Here is a 21,597-nt window from a genome sequence, read left to right as displayed (position 1 = left end):
TTTAGGAGAAAAAGGAGATAACACTATGGCAAAAGTTAAAGAAGAACAATCGTCTCAGCAAACAAAGCAAGTCCTCGCATTCTCCACCCGGCTACGCCATGACCTTAAGAAAGCCTGCCGGCAACTGGATGAGGGAGAAGGACAAGAGGACGTCACAATCAGTAAGGAGGTGAAGGCATGGCTAAACAAATAATATGGTCGCCCCTCGCCAAAGAGGCGCTGAAGGGCCTGCTGATTTCCTCGCAAGAAAGAGATGGCAACAAACGGTGTGGCGGGGTTCTGTACTCCTTATTCCAAAATGCATTGTACCGCATCACGCTGAATCCGTTTATCGGACAGCCCACCGAAGCAGAGAACATACGGTACATCATCCCGCATCCCGACTATACGCTTCTTTACCGGCACAGTCTCCGGAAGATAGAAGTGCTTGTGCTATGGAACAACCATCATAAGTTGGGCAGCATGATAGACCTCATCCGGGAAGAACCCGATACAGAATAAAGCAGCCAATCTTGTCAAGAGCAGATTTATGGAAGATTAACGGAACAGACGCATTATCGTCCGTTCATATAGCCGGAACAAACCATGTATCCGTCCCGAACATATCATCTGTTTATCCTCGACACACCATCTGTCGGCGCTGAACATATCATCCGAAACATCCGAGCTTTTCGTCAAAACCACTGGGATTTTCCAAGCAAATGCCCGCTATTCCGCTTGCTGAAGTGGAGGATTAAATCTGTAAAGCACTGGTTCAGGAGAGTAAACCCTAAGGTTTAGCAAATGAAGTGACGGAAGAACACAACAAAAAAGGAGAAGCGACGCCTCTCCTTTTATGCTAATTTAAAATTGAATCTGAACTAAGATTGCAGTTACAAAGATACAACATCCGAAAGGCAATGTCAAGCAATCCGGTGTTTTTCTTTACTGACGTCCCATTCTTTATACATGCATCAGATATTGCTTGAAGTCCGCGAAATCCTTCGACATCGGCAGGCTCTTCTTCTCACCGCGCATAAAGGCCTGAAGCTTGGCTGGTATTTCTACGGCTTCACCGATAATCTTCTCGACTGTATCCTTGAACTTCGCCGGATGAGCCGTTTCAAGGAACACGCCCGTTTCACCGAGTTTCAGTCCTTCGACCAAAGCGCGGAAGCCGCAGGCTCCGTGCGGGTCGAGCAGGTAATGGTCCTTCTTCCACACTTCCCGCATAGTTTCGGCAATCTGCTCATCGGTATAAGTGGCACCGCTGATTTCGGCAGAGATGGCGGCATGGCTGCCTCCGTAAAGGTCGAGTATGCGAGCAAAGTTGCTCGGGTCGCCCACATCCATCGCGTTAGCAATGGTAGCGATACTGGGACGCGGTGTATAAATGCCCGTCTGCAAATATTGGAAGAAGATATCATTGCGGTTGTTGGAAGCGATAAAGCGTTCCACGGGTAGTCCCATACGCTTGCCGAAAAGGCCGGCAGTGATATTGCCGAAGTTACCACTGGGTACACAAATGACGGCATTGTCTCCCTTACCGGCACGTTTCAGTTGAGCATAGGCATAAAAGTAATAGAATGCCTGCGGCAAGAAACGCGCCACGTTGATGGAATTGGCGCTGGTCAGTTGCAGGTGCTCGTTTAGTTCCCCGTCCATAAAAGCGGATTTAACCAGAGCCTGGCAATCGTCGAACGTACCGTCAACCTCAATGGCCGTGATATTCTGCCCTAAGGTAGTGAACTGTTTCTCCTGGATTTCACTGACTTTTCCCTTCGGGTAGAGCACATAGACGTGTATGCCTTCCACACCGAGGAAACCATTGGCAACGGCACTCCCCGTATCACCGGAAGTAGCCACAAGCACATTGACTTGCTTCTTGCCCTCTTTCTTGATAAAGTACCCCAGCAAACGCGCCATGAAGCGACCGCCTACATCCTTAAAGGCAAGTGTCGGACCATGGAACAGCTCAAGCGAATAAATATTCTCCGTCACCCGGACCAGAGGGACATCGAAACTGAGTGTGTCATAAACAATCTGTTTCAGCGTATCGGCAGGAACATCCTCACCAAAGAAAGCATCTGCCACGCGATAGGCTATCTCCTGAAAGCTGAGTGTATCGATGCTATCGTAAAACTCTTGTGGCAGAGTTTTGATTGTAAAGGGCATGAAAAGCCCCTTGTCTGCGGCAAGCCCCTTTACCACGGCCTCTTCAAGAGTGACTTCGGAAGCTTGTTTGTTGGTGCTATAATATTTCATATTAAATTAAAAATTAAAGAATTCATTGATAAACTCGTCTTCTTTCATCAGTCCGTAACTGCCTTCACAGGCTGCCACTTCATCAAATGTCCGTACTTCGTCAGCCTCGATACCCGGATGCCAGATGAGGAATGGAACAGGTTCGGCCGTATGCGTACGGAGCTCGCAGGGAGTGGGATGGTCAGGCAATACGGAGATGGCAACGGGTTCCTCCCAATCCTTCACAGCCTCGTAGATAGGACCTACAGCACGGCTGTCCAGATTCTCAATCGTCATAATCTTCAAGGGGACGTTTCCTTCATGACCGGCCTCATCACTGGCTTCGATATGCAGGTAGACAAAATCATCCGTCCGCAATGCATCGAGGGCGGCAGCCACCTTATTCTCATAGTTGGTATCATAAAGCCCCGTCGCACCTTCTACGGTGATACGCCGCAGCCCCGCATAGTAGCCGATACCGTTAATCAAATCCACGGCAGAAATCACGGCGCCGCGCCTCACCTGCGGAAACTTGTCTGAAAGGCGCTCCATCTGCGGACGATAACCGGGACTCCACGGCCAGATGCTATTGGCAGGGTCCTTACCCTCGGACTTCCGCTTCATGTTGACCGGATGGTTTTCCAGCAACACTTGCGAACGGATAATCAAATCGTTAATCAAATCGGCAGTCTGCTTCGGAGTAAGCTCTGCACCGCCTTCGGGGACCGAAATATTCTCCGTCCCCTCCATCGGCTTCACCATCAACGGACGGAAAGGCCTCAAAGGGACATCGTGGGGCGGCGTACAGTCAATGCGCTTGTCCCCTCCTTTTATTACCAGCAGATGGCGGTATTGCACGCCCGTATGGAAACGCACGCGGTCGTCGCCCAGATGCTCTTGAAGGTATTTCACCAACACATCCGCTTCCTCTGTAGTGATGTGCCCGGCAGAATGATTCTTGATATTGTCTCCCTCGATGCAGATAATATTGCAGCGCATCGCCATCTCACCTGGCTGCAAGTCCACACCGATGCTCGCCGCCTCCAACGGACCGCGGCCTTCGTACACCTTCGGCAGGTTATAGCCCAGAACGGACATATTCGCCACCTCACTGCCGGGATGAAATCCCTCGGCCACCGTCACCAGCCTTCCCACACGTCCCATGCGTGCCAGCTTGTCCATATAGGGAGTTGCAGCCGCCTGCAGCAAGGTTTTGCCTCCCAGAGCCTTCACGGGCCAGTCGGCCATACCATCACCCAATATAATGATGTGTTTCATCTTTTTATATTACGATTTGGATTAAACGTTTGCAATGCTCATAATATCCGCAAATACCCCCGCAGCCGTTACACCCGCACCGGCTCCGTATCCTTGTATCATCATCGGATATTCCTTATAACGTGCCGTGGTCAGCAGGATGATGTTATTGCTGCCTTCCAGACCGTAAAACGGATGGTTAGCGCCGACTTCCTGCAAGCCGACAGATGCTTTGCCGTTTTCCAGCTTGGCTACGAAACGCCAATGCTTGTTCTCGGCTTCCAACACCTTGCGACGGGCCTCGAAATCGGCATCGAGGCTCGGCACTTTCTTCCAGAAGTCATCCAGGGAGCCTTCAAAGAAGTCATCGGGCACAAAGAGGTTCTTCTCAACATCGCTCTGTTCCAAACAGTAACCGGCCTCGCGTGCCAGAATCACCAGTTTGCGGATAACATCCTTTCCGCTGAGGTCGATACGCGGATCGGGTTCGGAGTAACGTTCCTCCTGTGCCATCTTAATGGTCTTGCTGAAAGGAATGTCGGCACTGATTTTATTGAAAATATAGTTCAACGTACCGCTCAGCACGGCTTCAATCTTCAATATCTTATCACCGCTATGAATAAGGTCGTTAATGGTATTGATGATGGGGAGTCCGGCACCTACATTTGTTTCAAACAAGTACTTCACACCGCGTTGGCGGGCAATCTGTTTCAGTTCACGATAGTTCTCGTATTCAGAAGAAGCGGCAATCTTGTTGGCAGCCACTACCGAAACATTGTGCAGCAGCAAGTCCTTGTAAAGGGAAGCCACGCCTGCACTTGCCGTACAGTCCACAAAGACAGAGTTAAAGATGTTCATACCGATAATCTCATTACGCAGCGTTTCCAGAGAGCTGTCCTTTCCCTTCTCCTGCAGTTCTTCACGGAAACGTCCCAAATCGAAACCTTCGCGGCTGAACATGGCTTTGTTTGCATCGGCAATGCCCACTACATTCAATTGCAGGCCGTTCTCCTGCATCAGCTTCTGGCGCTGGCTGTGGATTTGCTCTATCAGGCTACCGCCTACGGTTCCTATGCCACAGATAAAGAGATTCAGTACCTGATATTCCGACAAGAAGAAAGAATCATGGATGACATTCAGCGATTTGCGCAATGATTTGCTGTCCACTACAAACGAGATGTTGGTTTCCGAAGCACCCTGCGCACAAGCAATCACATTGATACCGTTACGCCCCAACGTACCGAACAGCTTTCCGGCAATACCCGGCGTATGCTTCATGTTCTCGCCTACGATGGCCACGGTAGCCAGGTTCTTTTCTGCCTGAATAGGAGAAATTTCTCCCATCTCTATTTCTTTGGCAAACTCCTCGTTCAGCACCTCGCAAGCCAGGTTAGCATCCGCATTGCGCACACCGATAGACGTTGAATTCTCCGAAGAAGCCTGGGACACAAGGAACACACTGATGCCATTCTTTGCCAGCGCCTTGAAGATACGGTAGTTCACACCGATAACACCTACCATACCAAGGCCTTGCACTGTAATCAGGCTCGTATCATTGATGGATGAAATACCCTTGATGGCCTTGCTTTGCGGGTCGGAAACCTCTCGCTTGATGACAGTTCCCACACCCTCCGGATTGAAGGTATTCTTCACCAGAATGGGGATATTCTTGTGGCAAACCGGATAGATTGTCGGAGGATAGACCACTTTCGCACCGAAGTTACAAAGCTCCGTAGCTTCCACATAGCTCAATTCATTGATAGTGTATGCCCTGGAAATCACACGCGGGTCAGCTGTCATGAACCCGTCTACATCCGTCCAGATTTCCAGACTGTCGGCATCCAGTGCGGCAGCAATGATTGCCGCTGTATAGTCGGAACCACCTCTACCCAGGTTCGTTACCTCTCCCGTCATTTTGTCTGTGGAGATAAACCCCGGAACCAATACGCGTTTGGGCAGGCTGCTGAATGTTTCGCGCACCAACGAATTTGTCAGCTCCGTATCCAGCACATGCTTGGAATGTTTCTTCTCCGTCTTGATAAACTTACGCGAATCAAACCATTCAGCTCCCGTCAGTTGTGCCACGATGATAGATGAAAGCCGTTCGCCATAGCTCACAATCGTATCGGACGTCTTCTGCGAAAGGTCCTTTATCAGATAAATACCCTGAAAAATATCTTTCAGCTCATTAAGCAGTTCGCCAATCTGGCGCTGCAAGGCAACCTGCGCCTCGCCTGCCGGAATCACTTCCTTAATCATTTCCACATGACGGTAGACAATCTCCCGGAACTCATTCTCGTAAGAAGCATCACCGGCTGCCGCCATTCTGGAGGTGTTAATCAACTTGTCCGTGATACCACCCAATGCGGACACTACCACGATAACCGGTTCATCGACTGCTTCTACAATTCTCTTGACGCTCAAAATACTGTTCACGGAACCTACGGACGTTCCGCCGAATTTCATTACTTTCATTTCTCTTTATATTGTTGAGATGGTTGATACAATGTGTCGGAAACAAGCTGATACGGCTTGCATTGACTTTAATTAAATAGAAAAACTGCTTGAAAATGGTGTAACACGTAGAAACACAAAATACTATCCCTAACCCCTAAGGGTCATGGTCCACATGGATGTGACTGTATGCTGATAGTACTTGTTCATTGTCTCTTGTTTCTATCATTTATGATAAGTGTTGCAAAAGTAACAATAAAAACATTCAATCTATCACTTTTTGCGACTTTTTTGCGATAAAAATACAGAAAGCCTTTAAAAAGGCAAGAAATATGCACAACTTACGGCTTACACTTTCACACTTTCCATACCTTTTTTCTGTATATCCGTTTATTCTTTTCTAACATTTTGCTATCATTATCAAGATATATCATTATATTTGCATGGAAAACATGAAAGAAAAGTGCGCATGAACCCAGAAAACACTTCCGTTTTGCTAATATACACCGGTGGAACTATCGGAATGATAGAGAATGCAGAAACCGGCGCCCTGGAAAGCTTCAACTTCGAGCAGTTGCAGAAACATGTTCCCGAGCTTCAGAGATTTGCGTTCCGTATCGACACTTATCAATTCGACCCGCCCATGGATTCCTCGGACATGGACCCCGATGCCTGGCGCAAACTGGTACGCATCATCAGCGACAACTACGACCAATACACTGGCTTCGTCATTCTGCATGGCACAGATACCATGGCCTACACAGCTTCCGCACTCAGCTTCATGCTTGAAGGGCTGAACAAGCCCGTCATCCTAACCGGCTCGCAACTGCCCATTGGCGTGCTCCGCACAGACGGCAAGGAAAACCTGCTGACCAGCATCGAAATAGCCACCGACCGCCACTCCAACGGACAGCCCATCGTACCCGAAGTCTGCATCTTCTTCGAAAATCACCTGATGCGCGGCAACCGTACCACCAAAATGAACGCGGAAAACTTCAATGCTTTCCGCTCCTTCAATTATCCGGTACTCGCTTCTGCCGGTATACATATTAAATATAATAATGTACAGATTCATACACACGGCACTCCCCGCGAACTGGAGCCTCATTATCTGCTCGATACCAACATCGCCATACTGAAGCTTTTTCCAGGTATTCAGGAAAATGTCGTGGCAGCCATACTTGCCACTAAAGGACTGAAGGCCGTAGTCCTCGAAACCTACGGTTCCGGCAACGCTCCCCGAAAGGAATGGTTTCTACGCCGCCTGCATGATGCCTGCGAACAAGGCATCATCATTGTCAACGTCACCCAATGCAGTGCCGGCACCGTTGAAATGGAGCGCTATGAAACCGGTTACCACCTGATGCAGGCAGGAGTTGTCTGCGGATATGACAGCACAACGGAATCTGCCGTAACCAAGCTGATGTTCCTTCTGGGGCACGATTATCCACCTGCCGAAATACGCGAACTGATGGGACGACCGCTGGCAGGGGAAATTACCGTGTGAAGCACAACTATCACTGCACCGGGGTCAGTTCTCCCGTCACAGAATCTATTATGAAACCGCTGACATTGACATCATCCGGTATCAGCGGATGGTTGACAATGGCTTCCACCGTACCTTTTACCGATTTCTCCGTATCTTCGAACCCATACAGCCAGGACTCGAAATCCACTCCGCAGAAACGAATCATATCAATCGTCTCCTGCTTGATACCCCGGGTCTTCATATGCTCTATCATCTGGGCACTGCTCATATGGCACGCACCACAATCGGAGTGGGCAATAACCATAACTTCCGTCACTCCCAACTCATAGATGGCCACCATCAGACTACGGATGACGCTACCGAACGGATGTGAAATGATTCCACCCGCATTTTTTATCATCTTCACATCACCGTTCTTGATACCTAAGGCCGCCGGCAGTAAAGCGGTCAAACGGGTATCCATACAAGAGAGGATGGCAATCTTCTTATCCGGGTATTTATTCGTGATGTATTTCTCATATCCCTTCTCGGCAACAAAACGCTTGTTGTATGCAAGAATATCTTCTATCATGGCTTTTATAACATGTTATTGTTTTCTACTCACAAAAATAAAAAAACTCTATGGGAGTCTGCAAGCCCTGCATTGAAAAATTGTACCTTTGGGCAATCATTTTAGAAGGAATGCGCAACTATGGCTAAAGAAAAGACGGTTTATGTATGCAGCAACTGCGGACAAGACTCTCCCAAATGGGTAGGCAAGTGTCCGTCGTGCGGAATGTGGAACACGTATGTGGAAGAGGTGGTACGGAAAGAAGTGGTGAACAAGCGTCCCGTATCGGGCATAGAAACCGCCAAAGCCAAACCCGTAACCCTCCATGAGATTGTAGCCGATGACGAACCGCGCATCGACCTCCATGATGCCGAGCTGAACCGGGTACTGGGTGGTGGTCTTGTACAAGGTTCTCTTGTTTTGATTGGCGGCGAACCGGGTATTGGGAAATCCACCCTGGTGCTACAGACCGTACTCCGCATACCGGAAAAACGTATTCTCTATGTATCCGGCGAAGAAAGCACCCGCCAATTGAAACTGCGTGCCGACCGCTTGACAAGCACCTCCAGTGACTGCCTCATCGTGTGCGAAACTTCCCTGGAACAGATTTACGTCCACATCAAAAATATTCGCCCGGATATAGTCATCATCGACTCCATACAGACAATTTCTACCGAAACCCTTGAATCGTCGCCTGGGAGCATCGCCCAGGTACGGGAATGTTCCGCCTCCATCCTGCGCTTTGCCAAGGAAACGCATACGGCGGTCATCCTCATCGGGCATATCAATAAGGAAGGAAGCATAGCCGGCCCCAAGGTACTGGAACATATCGTGGATACCGTACTCCAGTTCGAGGGCGACCAACACTACATGTACCGTATCCTGCGCAGCATCAAGAACCGTTTCGGAAGTACTGCCGAACTGGGGATTTACGAAATGCGGCAAGATGGATTGCGCCAGGTGAGCAACCCATCCGAACTGCTGCTGAACCAGGACCATGAAGGTATGAGCGGCATAGCCATCGCCTCCGCGATAGAAGGCATCAGACCGTTCCTCATCGAAATGCAGGCATTGGTCAGCAGTGCCGTATATGGTAACCCGCAACGCTCTGCCACAGGGTTCGACATCCGCCGCATGAATATGCTGCTGGCCGTATTGGAAAAACGTGTAGGCTTCAAGCTGGCACAGAAAGACGTCTTTCTCAACATTGCCGGCGGATTGAAAGTGAACGACCCGGCAATAGACCTTGCCGTCATCAGTTCTATCCTCTCCAGCAACATGGACACGGCCATAGAGCCGGAGGTGTGCATGGCGGGAGAAATAGGTCTGTCAGGTGAAATCCGCCCAGTGAACCGCATAGAGCAACGTATCGGAGAAGCAGAGAAACTTGGATTCAAGCGATTCATACTTCCCAAGTATAATATGCAAGGACTGAACACGAAGAAGATTAAAATGGAATTGATACCGGTACGGAAGGTGGAAGAAGCATTCCGTGCCTTATTCGGATAATCATTATGATACAAGAATACCAACTGCGCGTATTGCCCGAAGTAGCGGCAAACGAGCAACGCCTGAAAGAGTACTTAGTACATGAGAAAGGACTGAATGCAGGGGAAATAACAGCAACGCGCATCTTGAAGCGCAGTATCGATGCCCGCCAACGGAGCATCTATATCAACCTCAACGTACGGGCATATCTGAACGAAATGCCGAAAGAGGACGAATATCAACATACCTTATATAATAATGTAGAAGGAAAAAACCAAGTAGTAGTGGTAGGCGCCGGTCCCGGAGGACTCTTCGCCGCTCTGCGCCTGATAGAGCTCGGTCTGCGCCCCGTCATTGTGGAACGTGGAAAGGACGTACGGGAACGCAAGAAAGACCTGGCGCAAATCAGCCGCCAGCAACTCGTCAACCCGGAGTCCAATTACAGCTTCGGAGAGGGAGGTGCCGGAGCCTACTCGGATGGCAAGCTGTACACACGCAGCAAAAAGCGCGGTAATGTAGACAAGATTCTGAACGTCTTCTGCCAACATGGAGCCTCCACTTCTATACTGGTAGATGCACATCCGCACATAGGTACGGACAAACTGCCGCGTGTCATTGAAAACATGCGGAACACTATCATCCAGTGCGGTGGCGAGGTTCACTTCGAAACACGCATGGACGCTCTGCTCATAGAGAAGGATGAAGTCAAAGGCATTGAAACAAATACCGGCAAGATTTTCCTCGGTCCGGTGATACTTGCCACCGGTCACTCTGCCCGGGATGTATACCGCTGGCTTGCCGCCAACAATGTAGAGATTGAAGCTAAAGGCATTGCGGTAGGCGTACGACTGGAACATCCCGCCACCTTAATAGACCAAATACAATATCACAACCGGAACGGACGGGGAAAATATCTGCCTGCCGCCGAATATAGCTTTGTAAACCAGGTAGACGGACGAGGAGTATATAGCTTCTGCATGTGTCCCGGTGGTTTTGTTGTGCCCGCCGCCAGCGGTCCCGAGCAGATTGTAGTCAACGGGATGAGTCCCAGCAACCGCGGTTCCCGTTGGAGCAATTCGGGAATGGTGGTAGAGCTACGCCCGGAAGACATAGAGCAATTTACTATTGACAATCTACAATTTACAATTTCTATGCAGCACGACAGCGCGGCTAATTGTCAATTGCCAACCGTCAATTCCCCATTAAGCATGATGTACTTTCAAGAATATCTGGAGCGCCTCTGCTGGCAACAAGGCAATATGAAGCAGACAGCACCGGCACAGAGAATGGCAGACTTCACTAAGAAAAAACTAAGTTACGACCTGCCGGAAACTTCGTATGCACCGGGATTGGTCTCCTCGCCTCTCCACTTCTGGATGCCTTCTTTCATTGCAGAACGCCTGAGCAAAGGTTTTCAGTTATTCGGGAAATACAGCCGGGGGTTCTTGACGAATGAGGCGGTCATGATTGGAGTGGAAACCCGTACATCGGCTCCGGTACGCATAACAAGAGATAAGGAGACACTACAACATGTACGCGTAAAAGGACTATTCCCCTGCGGAGAAGGCGCCGGATACGCTGGCGGCATTGTTTCTGCCGGAATTGACGGCGAACGATGTGCGGAAGCGGCAAAGGCATTCTTTAATTAAGCTATAATATTTACATTCAAATTTTTATTTTATCGTTTAATTTGTAAACAATTATCACATATACATTGTTTTATTGTATTTATAGAAATATTTATATGAGATTCATCAGAAACATTGTATGCTTTCTATTTTTCTTACCTTTCATTGCCACAGCGCAAACCTATAAATACATCGGAGTGGAAAACGGATTAAGTAACCGCAGAATCTTCGACATTCAAAAGGATTCAATAGGTTACATGTGGTTCCTCACCAACGAAGGCATAGACCGGTACAATGGAAAAGACATCAAACATTACAAATTAATTGAAGAAGATAAAAAGTCAAACTCCCCCATCCATCTTGGCTGGCTATATTTTGAAGACCAAGGGAAATTATGGGTAATAGGCAAATCCGGATGCATTTTTCAATATAACCAAGAACGCGATTCGTTCAACAGGATATATAAACTGCCCAAAGCATCGGTCAATATCAGCTGTAGCTATATGGATCACAATAATAGAATTTGGCTATGTAGCAAATACAGTATCATTCTCTATGACACAAAGACCGGAGAAACCCATCAAATGCCCAATGAATTAAAAAGGAGCATTACAAGTATCGAACAAATAGACAATAACCACTTCTTCATGGGCACCAGCAAGGGAGCGCGATACGTCAAACTCGAAAACAAAACATTGCAGATTGTCCCTCTTGAACCTCTTGACAAAATCCGGGCCCAAATCAGTGCACTCTATTTCCACCAAGAGTCACAAAGACTTTTCATCGGTACTTTTGAAAAAGGAGTCTTTGCCTACGACATACGGCAACAACGAATTATACACTCCAATACAGATTTGAGCGATGTAAACATCGCCCGAATCAGACCTCTGAACCGGACAGAACTATTGATAGCAACAGAAGGTATGGGCATACACAAAATCAATGTGAACTCGTGCATCTCGGAACCGTACATCACCTCCAGCTACAAAAGTTACAATGAGATGAACAGCAATAACATCAATGACATTTATATTGATGAAGAAAAGCGGATATGGATAGCCAACTACCCGGAAGGGATTACCATTATAGACAACCGGTACAAAAACTACAACTGGATAAAGCATTCCATCGGAAACAGACAATCGCTGGTCAACGACCAGGTGCACTCTGTCATTGAAGACAGTGACGGAGACCTATGGTTCGGAACAAGCAACGGAATCAGCCTTTATCAATCAAAAACCGGGCAGTGGCATTCATTCCTGAGCTCTTTCGACCATCAACTGAAAGACAAGAACCACATCTTCATTACGCTATGCGAGGTATCACCCGGCATTATTTGGGCAGGAGGATATACTTCGGGAGTATACAAAATAAATAAAAGGACACTCTCGGTAGAATATTTCTCCCCTTACCTGCTCAATCCGGACAACATTCGTCCTGACAAGTATATCCGCGACATTGTAAAAGACTCCAAAGGATATATCTGGTCCGGAGGGTTCTACAATCTGAAGTGCTTCGATTTGTCCCTGAATTCTGTCCGTCTGTATCCCGGAATAAATTCCATCACCGCCATTACAGAAAAGGACGACGGACACATGTGGATTGGGACAAGTACCGGACTATATCTGTTGGACAGAGAGTCAGGCAGATTCCAATATATCGCCTTGCAGGAAGAGGCGACCTATATCAACACACTTTACCAAGCGGAAGACCTCTCTCTATATATAGGAACAAACGGCTCCGGAGTGGTTGTATACAACGCAAAGGACAGTACGTTCAAGCATTATCATAAGGACAATTGTGCCTTGATTTCAAACAACATCTACACCATACTCCCCGAGTCGGACGGGCATATCCTGATGAGCACTGAAAACGGGATCAGCTGTTTCCACCCTGCGGAGAAGATATTCCACAACTGGACCAAAGAGCAAGGGCTGATGTCCTCCTGCTTCAGCGCCTCTTCCGGAACGCTACGCAAGAACAAGGGTTTTGTCTTTGGCAGCACAGACGGAGCCATCGAATTCCCCGAAGGAACCCGTCTTCCCAAGTACATCTACTCCCCCATGATACTCAGCGATTTTCAGATATTCTATCAGACAGTCTTTCCCGGCAGTATGAATTCCCCCTTGAAGGAAAACATCAACCAGACAGACCGGTTAAAGCTGAAATATAACCAGAACACTTTCTCTCTCAACATTTCATCCATTAATTATGACGCACCGGACAATGTCACTTTCTACTGGAAATTGGAAGGATTTTACGATGACTGGAACCGACTGAGTGAAGAAGGGCATCTCCGCTTCACCAATCTTGCCTCGGGCGATTACAAGCTTTGCATACGGGCGGTATCCAAGGAAGAGCCGTATCTCTATTTTGAAGAGCGAAGTATCGACATCAGCATTGCGCGTCCCGTCTGGTTCAGTTTTTGGGCTATAGCTTGCTATGTTTTATTGGCGGCATTGATGTTCATTACCGGTTTTCGTATCATAGCACTGAGAAAACAAAAAAAGATATCCGATGAGAAAACCCGCTTCTTTGTCAATACCGCACATGATATCCGCACGCCATTGACACTGATAAAGGCACCTCTGGAAGAAATGCTTGAAAACAAGACATTGAACGAAGCCGAGACCAACAATATGTACATGGCACTGAGAAATGTCAATTCACTCCTGCACATGACCACCAATCTGATAAACTTCGAACGGGCAGAAGTATATTCCTCCCATCTGTACATAGCAGAATATGAACTGAATACTTATATAAAGGAGATATACAATATTTTCCGTACATACGCTGCCATAAAGCACATTTCTTTCAGATATGAAAGTAACTTCAGTTACATGAATGTGTGGTTCGATAAAGAGAAAATGGACTCCATCCTGAAGAACGTCATATCCAATGCCTTGAAATATACTCCTGAAAAAGGTGACATACTCATTTCCGTATATGACATTGGAAATACGTGGAGACTGGAGATCAAAGACAATGGCATAGGGATTCCAGCCAAAGAACAAAGGAAATTATTCAAGATGCACTTCCGTGGTACAAACGCCATTAACTCCAAGACCACGGGGAGTGGCATCGGTTTAATGCTGGTACGGAAACTGGTAAACCTGCACAATGGCAAAATACACATTGAAAGTACCGAACATCAAGGCACTACTATCAGAATCACCCTGCCCAAAGATAAAGAACAGTTCAAGCACTTCACATTGGCAATCAAAGAGAAGAAGTCTGCCTATGAACTGGACGTTCCCATTACTCCTTCGGAACGTACCGACTCTTTCCTGACCGAAGACAAGGACAAACTGCAACGTATCTTGATTGTAGAGGACAATGACGAGCTACGAAACTATCTGCTCCAGTCATTCTCCCCCAATTACAACGTGCAAGTATGCGGTAACGGCAAAGAAGCGCTTGCTATTGTAAAACAATTCTGGCCAGAACTGATTCTTTCCGACATCATGATGCCGGAAATGCGAGGAGACGAATTATGTACAGCCATCAAGAGCGACATCGAAACTTCCCATATCCCGATACTACTGCTGACGGCACTGGGAGATGAAAAAAACATTCTTGAAGGTCTCCAGATCGGTGCTGACGAATATATTGTAAAACCCTTCAGCATAAACATACTGAAAGCCAGTATAGCCAATCTGCTTGCCAACCGTGCATTGCTACGTAAGAAGTATGCAGATTTGGAAATCAATGCAGCAGAAGAGGAACCTCCTACAGCTACTTGTTCCAATAGCCTTGATTGGATATTCATGTCCAATGTAAAGAAGAACATCGAAGATAACATAGATAATCCCGATTTCACAGTAGACACCTTATGTTCTCTCCTGAACATGAGTCGCACCAGTTTCTACAACAAGCTGAAAGCGCTAACCGCCCAGGCCCCGGCAGATTTCGTACGGAATATTCGTTTGAAACACGCTGCCAATTTACTAAAAGAGGGAAAATATTCTATTACCGAAGTCGCAGAAAGAACCGGTTTCTGCGATGGGAAATACTTCCGGGAAGTCTTTAAGAAGTATTTCAATGTCAGCCCCAGCCAATATGCGAAAGGAGACACTCCCCGCTCCCCCAAAGGAGAGGGAGAATAGTTCTGCATAGGAGAATTTTTCATTTTGCAGCCCCACACAGCCAAACCCTAAAAAATTATCCGTATTTTTGCAGAAACAAAAAACGAGAATGACTCCTGAAATAGCAATCGTCGACTCCAACACCCTCTCCTGCCTGGGACTGCAGAACTTGCTGGAGGAAATCATCCCGACAGCCGTCATCCGCTCTTTCCGTTCCTTTGGTGAGCTGATGGATGATACGCCTGACATGTATGTGCATTACTTCATCTCCTCGCAGATTTACTTCGAGCATACCGCTTTCTTTCTGGAGCGCAAACCCAAAACCATTGTGCTGGTCAACGGTGAAACCGTTCCCCAATTGTCGAGCGTGCCGACGTTGAACATCTATCAGGACGAACAGAACCTGGCAAAGAACATTCTGCAGCTGCGTCAATACGGAGACCAATACCACCTGCACCAAGGCAGACCGGAGTCTGCCGGACACGCAAACATGGCACCAGACACCACCAGCCACGACCTTTCCGCCCGAGAAATAGAAGTGCTGGTGCTGATTACCAAAGGCCTCATCAACAAGGAGATTGCCGACAAACTGAACATCAGCCTGACCACCGTCATCTCACACCGCAAGAATATCACCGAGAAGCTGGGCATCAAGTCCGTATCCGGGCTGACTATCTATGCAGTCATGCACGGATATGTGGAAGCCGACAGAATATAATCCTGCAACCGGAACACATCAGAAGCGGAGTTTTTCAGAAAGGCTCCGCCCTAATCAGTGTACTTGTATGCCAAAGTTTAATCGTTCCATCGTGGAGTAAAAATCGTTCCACCATGGTGGAACGATTTTTACTCCACGATGGAACGATATTTTCCACATGATAGAACGATTTAAGATTAGCACTCCAAGAACGAAATCCTAATAAATGAGGATTGCCCCTTCCGCAAGAATCCCCTTACTTTGCAGGTACAAAAAAACAGTTTATGAACAGATATAGAATTTTAGCCGGCATCTTCTGCCTTTTGGCAACCGGCAATGTACTTGCCGAAGAGGCAGACACTTTGAAAGTGGTAGACGTAGAGGAAATAACCGTCATTGCTACCCCAAAAGAAAACCGGAAACTGCGCGAGCAGCCCACTGCCGTCACCCTGCTTTCGCAACAGGACATGCAGAACGCACAAGTAAACTCCATCAAGAATCTGACATCCGTAGTGCCCAATATATTTATCCCCGACTACGGATCTCGACTGACTTCGGCTGTCTATATCCGCGGCATAGGTTCACGCATCAACACTCCCTCCGTAGGACTTTATGTAGACAATATACCTTATATAGACAAGTCAGCCTTCGACTTCAGCTATGCCGACGTAGAGCGCATCGACGTGCTACGCGGTCCGCAAGGCACGCTCTACGGGCGCAATGCTATGGGCGGATTGATTAAGGTACACACCAAATCTCCCTTCTCCTACCAGGGAACGGACTTCCGCATGGGGGCAGGTACGCACAATGCCTATAATACCTCGCTGACCCACTATCATCGGCTTTCGGAACGGTTCGCCTTTTCCACCGGAGGGTTTTACGATTATCAAGGAGGATTCTTCCGCAACACGGTGAGGGACGAGAAAGCGGACAAGGGGCAATCGGCAGGCGGACGCATCCGCGCCATTTACCTCCCTTCGGACAACTGGAAGGTGGACCTGAACATCAACTACGAATACAGCGACCAGAGAGGATACCCGTATTTCTATCAAGGTAGCCTGGCCCCCGAAGCACAGAGCGAGGCGATGAAACCCTACATTGGAAAGGTCTCCAACAATGCCCGAAGCAACTATTACCGCAACCTGCTGAACACCGGTCTGAACCTGGAATACCAGGCACAGCACTTCACGTTGAGCATGGTCACCGGCTACCAGTTTCTAAAGGACTGCATGGACATAGACCAAGACTTCACCGCCAACGACATCTATACCTTGCAACAGAAACAATGCTCCCACGCACTGAGCGAGGAAATCATCTTGAAGAGTAAAAGCGGCAACCGCTGGCAATGGACCACCGGTGCCTTCGGCTTCTACCAATGGCTGAATACGGAAGCTCCCGTAACCTTCAAAGAAGCCGGAATGGGGATGCTGAACCAGATGTTGGGTAGTGTCATTCCATCACAAATACAAATAGAGATGGGTCCGTCCATGAGCATGAATATCCTGCCCTCACTGGGCATCATCAGCCGGGCTATGCCCATCGAAGGCAGTTTCGACACTCCGCTGCTGAATGGGGCGCTCTTTCATCAATCCACCTTCAGAGATTTATTCGGGCTGAAAGGAGTGTCCTTCACCGCCGGGCTACGTTTGGATTATGAACGTATGAACATGGATTACAACTCCGGCACCAGCCTGGAGTACAAGGTGGGCATCAAGGGAGAAATGAAGCGAGGCGATGTCGTCATCCGCGAAATAGAGATGATGCCGGAGACAGCGCTGACCGTAGAGTCTCGCTACCTGGGAAGTATCGACAAAGATTATCTTCAGCTGTTGCCCAAGTTTGCTTTGCAGTATGACTTTGCGCGAAACAGAGGAAACATTTACGCTACGGTCAGCAAAGGTTACCGTTCGGGAGGCTACAACGTGCAGATGTTCTCCGACTTGCTGCAATCCAGTTTGAAAAACGACATGATGCGGCAAAGCAAAGAGGCGATTATGTCCAACGTACCGGATGCCTACAAAGAGTTGGTGAGCAAATACTTCCCCGATGCAGGAGAGAATCCGGATGCAAAATCTGCCACTGTCTATAAACCCGAACAAACCTGGAACTACGAAATAGGAACTCACCTGAATCTGTTTGACGGACGTCTGCATGCCGACGCCTCCATCTTCTGGCTGGAAACCCGCGACCAACAGATTTCACGTTTCGCCCCAAGTGGACTGGGACGTGAAACGGCAAATGCCGGTAAAAGCCGCAGCCAAGGGGCAGAGATTGCCTTGACAGCTGCCGTTACTACGGATTTCACGCTGAATGCAAGTTATGGCTATACTCGTGCCATCTTTAAGGACTACATCACCAACGAAAAAGTAAATGGTGAGCTTCAGGAAATCAGCTACAATGGCAAGTATGTACCTTTTGTTCCCAAGCATACCATGAACGTGGGCGGTCAGTACATCTTCCGCATCCGTCCGGGGTACTGGCTGGACCGCATCCAGCTGAATGCTAACTACACCGGTGCCGGGCGCATCTACTGGACCGAGAAAAATACCGTGAGCCAAGCCTTCTACGGCACGCTGAACGGACGCATCAGCTTCCAGAAAGGACATGGACAAATTGACTTCTGGGTGCGCAATGCCCTCAACAAGGATTACGCCTCCTTCTACTTCAAGAGTATGGGAAACGGATTTATGCAGAAAGGACGTCCCGTGCAAGCAGGGATAGAACTACGATGCAGATTCTGATTTCCTTATTCATTGATAGCTCCGCAATGCGGGCAGACTCCCTTCTCCCTTAATTTCTGCCCGCATCTGCCGCAACGATAGCGTGAAGCCAGCAGCGAAATACGAAGCCTTTTGAGGAATACCCATACAAAAGCAGCCAAAAACAAGTATCCGACGTAGATAGATGTAGTAAGGATAAAGAAGAAATAACAGAAGATGCAGCAGGAGGCCAGCCCCAACAGATAGAATACGGCCGCCGCCGGACTTAACTGGCGGAACAAATCGTCGAGTACCGCCAGCAACACCACGATAAACAGCCAGAATCCCATCAGAAAAGCAGAAAGCACAAACGGTACCTTGAACGGCGACAAGGTAGGATTAAAATAGAAGTGTTGCCACGTCTCCGGCGCAAACACTTGTATAGATTCGTAAATAGTGGCACAGAACGCCATCAACAGACATAGCAACAACGGATAGAGACTGTCTATATCATTAAAGTACACCATCCTTAGCTGCTTGCGCCGAAAAGCCCGGAACAGCCAGACTGTCACAAACAAGGCAAAAATAATGATAAAATAAGAGGCATGGGTATCACTGAACAAGTAGATGGCCTGCGAAATGCTGTCTGTAGGAACAAAGGCATGCATCATTTCGGACTCCCGCAACCAGCCCTGCACTTCCTGCGAATGGGCAAGCTTCACCCATACACTATCCACACTGTCGGCAGGATGGATGGCGAACTCGGCAACCACCACGCGGTCTCCCCGATAAAGCATATTATAACAGTCCTTCACGGGCAGACAAGCCAAATTCACAGAATCTGCCAGCACTTCCAGATTGGTATTCCAAGTATAATGCCGTTCAAAAAGATAGGTCAGCGAATCACGCGTCTCCTTAGACAGATGTTCATCTTCAAGATTAGGACGGGAATAATGACAGGAAACTAAAGCAATGAAGCATAAAAAATAAAGAATGCAGAATAGGAGGGAACGCAGTGAACGCAAAGGATGTTTGTCCCTGCCCGCTTCCCGGTACCGGTCATTTGCCAGCCTTTCATTATGTGCCCGTTCCTCACTCCTCATTTTCAAGTCTTTATTAGTAATTCCTCATTCTTCGTCCTTCATTAAAGCGGCTCTTCATGAGCAATGACTTTCATCTGGCAATTCTTACAATCAAACGACAAGCGGAAACGCTTGCCGTCCGTCCCAACCAAATAATAAGGTTCCCTATAGGGAGAATGTCCTTTCTGATAGGTGGGACACCATCCCATACTGAAACGCAGGCAATGTTTGCAGAACATGAGCACAGCCTCTGGAACCGCTTGTGCCTCATAGGCAGGCGCTATAGACGAGAGTCCATGCTCACGGTAAAAACTCCGGGCAGCACTGTTCATCACATTGCCCAGATAGGTCAGCGAAGTAGCTGGGAAAGCATGGCTGGTCGGTTTCCAAACAGCCAGCTCACGACGATAAGTAACACGCCGAGCCTCAATCAGCTTATCTATCACCTGCCGGCGCCAGTCTGCCACCACAGAAGCAGGAATGAACCAATTCGCAGAAAGATTGAGCCTGATACCCGACGCCTCTTCTGATAAATGCCCGGCTACCTCGAAAGGTGTATTTCCCAACTTAGCCAGTTGGCTGCGCAGGTTATCCGCCTGCGGTGTACGTGCCAACTCCTTCGGATAAGGGAAAGAAAGTGTCACGCGGTTATCATCTTCGTCCGCAGCCGTCAGGCTAAATCCGAAAGAATTATCTGCCAACTCCCAACAAACACCGATTTTGCGTTCGGAGGATTTACGGGTAAGGATACGTTCAAATTCCTGGTCGAAGTTACGATAAAGCCGGGTACGTGGTTTAATACGGGGCACTTCCCCTGCCGGATAGAGCTTGTTGCCATCCACCCGGTTGATACGGAAACCTTGCAAACGTCCTTGCTCATCCAAGAAGCAGACACCGTCTCCGTTGTGGAAAGGCTTTATGCCTGCCACCGTGAGATAGCCCCCGCGCTGTTCCTTCAAAGTGCCCATCTCCTCTCCCAAAGATTTGGGCGTATCGAACGAAGTGATCTCCCCTCCCCTTCCTTGCAGGAAGTAATGAGTGAAACCACGACTGAAACTCTTGTCCAACTGTGGCTGAAAATCGAAACGGCAAGTGCCCGAAGAGGCACGGGCATATTCCTTGCGACGGGCAAAAATAGCATCGAGTCGCCTACGGTAAGCCGCCGTCACATTCTTCACGTACGTCACATCCTTCAAGCGGCCTTCTATCTTCAAGGAAGTGGCTCCGGCATCCAGCAGTTCTTCCAACACCTCACTTTGGTTGAGGTCTTTCAAAGAAAGCAAATGCTTATTACGCACAATGGTCTTGCCATCGGCATCTACCAGACTGAAGGGTAAACGGCAGAATTGCGCACATTCCCCCCGGTTGGCACTCCGTCCGAAACAAGCCTGGCTGACATAGCACTGCCCGCTATAACTGACGCAAAGAGCCCCGTGTACAAAGACTTCGAGCGGCACGTCGGGACACGCCTCATGGATACCGCGTATCTCCTGCAAAGAAAGTTCGCGTGCCAACACCACCTGACGGAAACCGGCATCGGCAAGGAAACGTACTTTCTCCGGCGTACGGTTATCCATCTGTGTACTGCCATGCAACGGGATGGGCGGCAAATTCAGCCGCGTAATCCCCATGTCCTGTACAATCAGCGCATCCACACCGATACGGTACAATTCCCAAATCATCCTCTCTGTCTCTTTCAGCTCTTCTTCTTTCAGAATGGTATTGACCGTCACATAGATACGGGCATTATACAGATGGGCATGCTCCACCAAAGCGGCAATATCCTCCAAAGAGTTGACAGCAGCAGCACGCGCACCGAACTTGGGTGCACCGATGTAGACCGCATCCGCTCCATGATTCACAGCTTCTATGCCACACTCCAAATTCTTGGCAGGAGCCAGCAGCTCTATTTTACGTTGTTTTATCATTGTTCAATTACGAG

At 48.4% G+C, this 21,597-nt stretch carries 14 protein-coding genes; 8 read left to right on the top strand and 6 right to left on the bottom strand.

What is annotated here, in order from left to right; translation table 11 throughout:
- The first annotated feature begins 25 nt into the window (after positions 1–25).
- Together ITJ87_RS06255 and ITJ87_RS06250 are read left to right on the top strand one after the other, a co-directional pair.
- Entirely contained in the window at positions 26–193 is a 168-nt protein-coding gene (locus ITJ87_RS06255) for a hypothetical protein (protein ID WP_016274202.1), read from the top strand.
- A complete protein-coding gene (locus ITJ87_RS06250) occupies positions 178–501 on the top strand; it encodes a type II toxin-antitoxin system RelE/ParE family toxin (RefSeq protein WP_117966352.1) in 324 nt (107 codons plus the stop codon). Before ITJ87_RS06255 ends, ITJ87_RS06250 begins: the two co-directional genes overlap by 16 nt.
- A 441-nt stretch (positions 502–942) precedes the next feature.
- Here the strand turns inward: ITJ87_RS06250 and thrC are convergent, their stop codons facing one another.
- From thrC to thrA, 3 genes are read right to left on the bottom strand one after another with little or no spacing between them, the layout of a single operon-like run.
- A complete protein-coding gene (thrC, locus tag ITJ87_RS06240; RefSeq protein ID WP_117599244.1) occupies positions 943–2,244 on the bottom strand; it encodes a threonine synthase in 1,302 nt (433 codons plus the stop codon).
- A 6-nt stretch (positions 2,245–2,250) separates the two neighbouring features.
- Positions 2,251–3,501, bottom strand: a complete 1,251-nt coding sequence (locus ITJ87_RS06235) for a cofactor-independent phosphoglycerate mutase (RefSeq protein WP_117599243.1) — start codon at positions 3,499–3,501, stop codon at positions 2,251–2,253.
- Positions 3,502–3,522: 21 nt separating this feature from the next.
- Positions 3,523–5,955 (bottom strand): bifunctional aspartate kinase/homoserine dehydrogenase I, encoded by a 2,433-nt coding sequence (gene thrA / locus ITJ87_RS06230; protein ID WP_117966350.1) that lies wholly within the window; start codon positions 5,953–5,955, stop codon positions 3,523–3,525.
- A gap of 448 nt (positions 5,956–6,403) precedes the next feature.
- Between thrA and ITJ87_RS06225 the strand changes: the two genes are divergently transcribed.
- Positions 6,404–7,441 carry an asparaginase gene (locus ITJ87_RS06225; protein ID WP_117966348.1) on the top strand — a complete coding sequence of 346 codons (1,038 nt, stop codon included), beginning with the start codon at positions 6,404–6,406 and terminating at the stop codon, positions 7,439–7,441.
- A 10-nt stretch (positions 7,442–7,451) separates the two neighbouring features.
- Here the strand turns inward: ITJ87_RS06225 and ITJ87_RS06220 are convergent, their stop codons facing one another.
- The gene (locus tag ITJ87_RS06220; RefSeq protein WP_117599240.1) at positions 7,452–7,994 is read right to left on the bottom strand and encodes a carbonic anhydrase; all 543 of its coding nucleotides are present in this window, start codon (positions 7,992–7,994) and stop codon (positions 7,452–7,454) included.
- A gap of 120 nt (positions 7,995–8,114) precedes the next feature.
- Between ITJ87_RS06220 and radA the strand changes: the two genes are divergently transcribed.
- From radA to ITJ87_RS06195, 5 genes are all read left to right on the top strand, one after another.
- Positions 8,115–9,482 carry a DNA repair protein RadA gene (radA, locus tag ITJ87_RS06215; RefSeq protein WP_117966345.1) on the top strand — a complete coding sequence of 456 codons (1,368 nt, stop codon included), beginning with the start codon at positions 8,115–8,117 and terminating at the stop codon, positions 9,480–9,482.
- A gap of 5 nt (positions 9,483–9,487) precedes the next feature.
- Entirely contained in the window at positions 9,488–11,110 is a 1,623-nt protein-coding gene (locus tag ITJ87_RS06210) for an NAD(P)/FAD-dependent oxidoreductase (protein WP_117966342.1), read from the top strand.
- A gap of 95 nt (positions 11,111–11,205) precedes the next feature.
- Positions 11,206–15,198, top strand: coding sequence for a hybrid sensor histidine kinase/response regulator transcription factor (locus ITJ87_RS06205; RefSeq protein ID WP_117966339.1), 3,993 nt, complete (start codon positions 11,206–11,208; stop codon positions 15,196–15,198).
- Positions 15,199–15,286: 88 nt separating this feature from the next.
- Positions 15,287–15,895, top strand: coding sequence for a LuxR C-terminal-related transcriptional regulator (locus tag ITJ87_RS06200; protein ID WP_117599236.1), 609 nt, complete (start codon positions 15,287–15,289; stop codon positions 15,893–15,895).
- Between the two features lie 263 nt (positions 15,896–16,158).
- The gene (locus ITJ87_RS06195) at positions 16,159–18,615 is read left to right on the top strand and encodes a TonB-dependent receptor (protein WP_117966390.1); all 2,457 of its coding nucleotides are present in this window, start codon (positions 16,159–16,161) and stop codon (positions 18,613–18,615) included.
- A gap of 5 nt (positions 18,616–18,620) precedes the next feature.
- Here the strand turns inward: ITJ87_RS06195 and ITJ87_RS06190 are convergent, their stop codons facing one another.
- Both ITJ87_RS06190 and ITJ87_RS06185 read right to left on the bottom strand, forming a co-directional pair.
- Positions 18,621–19,676, bottom strand: a complete 1,056-nt coding sequence (locus tag ITJ87_RS06190) for a hypothetical protein (protein ID WP_117599234.1) — start codon at positions 19,674–19,676, stop codon at positions 18,621–18,623.
- Between the two features lie 41 nt (positions 19,677–19,717).
- Positions 19,718–21,583, bottom strand: coding sequence for a U32 family peptidase (locus ITJ87_RS06185; protein ID WP_117966336.1), 1,866 nt, complete (start codon positions 21,581–21,583; stop codon positions 19,718–19,720).
- Between the last annotated feature and the right edge of the window lie 14 nt (positions 21,584–21,597).

The organism is Bacteroides sp. HF-162 (assembly GCF_015679285.1).
Lineage (GTDB): Bacteria > Bacteroidota > Bacteroidia > Bacteroidales > Bacteroidaceae > Bacteroides > Bacteroides uniformis.
The sequence above is the reverse complement of the archived record's forward strand: the minus strand, read 5'-3'. Positions and strand labels throughout refer to the sequence as shown.

Excerpts from the sequence above, each read along its gene's own strand:
- ITJ87_RS06255 (WP_016274202.1), top strand. The coding sequence starts at position 26 with ATGGCAAAAGTTAAAGAAGAACAATCGTCTCAGCAAACAAAGCAAGTC.
- ITJ87_RS06250 (WP_117966352.1), top strand. The coding sequence starts at position 178 with ATGGCTAAACAAATAATATGGTCGCCCCTCGCCAAAGAGGCGCTGAAG.
- thrC (WP_117599244.1), bottom strand. The coding sequence starts at position 2,244 with ATGAAATATTATAGCACCAACAAACAAGCTTCCGAAGTCACTCTTGAA.
- ITJ87_RS06235 (WP_117599243.1), bottom strand. The coding sequence starts at position 3,501 with ATGAAACACATCATTATATTGGGTGATGGTATGGCCGACTGGCCCGTG.
- thrA (WP_117966350.1), bottom strand. The coding sequence starts at position 5,955 with ATGAAAGTAATGAAATTCGGCGGAACGTCCGTAGGTTCCGTGAACAGT.
- ITJ87_RS06225 (WP_117966348.1), top strand. The coding sequence starts at position 6,404 with ATGAACCCAGAAAACACTTCCGTTTTGCTAATATACACCGGTGGAACT.
- ITJ87_RS06220 (WP_117599240.1), bottom strand. The coding sequence starts at position 7,994 with ATGATAGAAGATATTCTTGCATACAACAAGCGTTTTGTTGCCGAGAAG.
- radA (WP_117966345.1), top strand. The coding sequence starts at position 8,115 with ATGGCTAAAGAAAAGACGGTTTATGTATGCAGCAACTGCGGACAAGAC.
- ITJ87_RS06210 (WP_117966342.1), top strand. The coding sequence starts at position 9,488 with ATGATACAAGAATACCAACTGCGCGTATTGCCCGAAGTAGCGGCAAAC.
- ITJ87_RS06205 (WP_117966339.1), top strand. The coding sequence starts at position 11,206 with ATGAGATTCATCAGAAACATTGTATGCTTTCTATTTTTCTTACCTTTC.
- ITJ87_RS06200 (WP_117599236.1), top strand. The coding sequence starts at position 15,287 with ATGACTCCTGAAATAGCAATCGTCGACTCCAACACCCTCTCCTGCCTG.
- ITJ87_RS06195 (WP_117966390.1), top strand. The coding sequence starts at position 16,159 with ATGAACAGATATAGAATTTTAGCCGGCATCTTCTGCCTTTTGGCAACC.
- ITJ87_RS06190 (WP_117599234.1), bottom strand. The coding sequence starts at position 19,676 with ATGAGGAGTGAGGAACGGGCACATAATGAAAGGCTGGCAAATGACCGG.
- ITJ87_RS06185 (WP_117966336.1), bottom strand. The coding sequence starts at position 21,583 with ATGATAAAACAACGTAAAATAGAGCTGCTGGCTCCTGCCAAGAATTTG.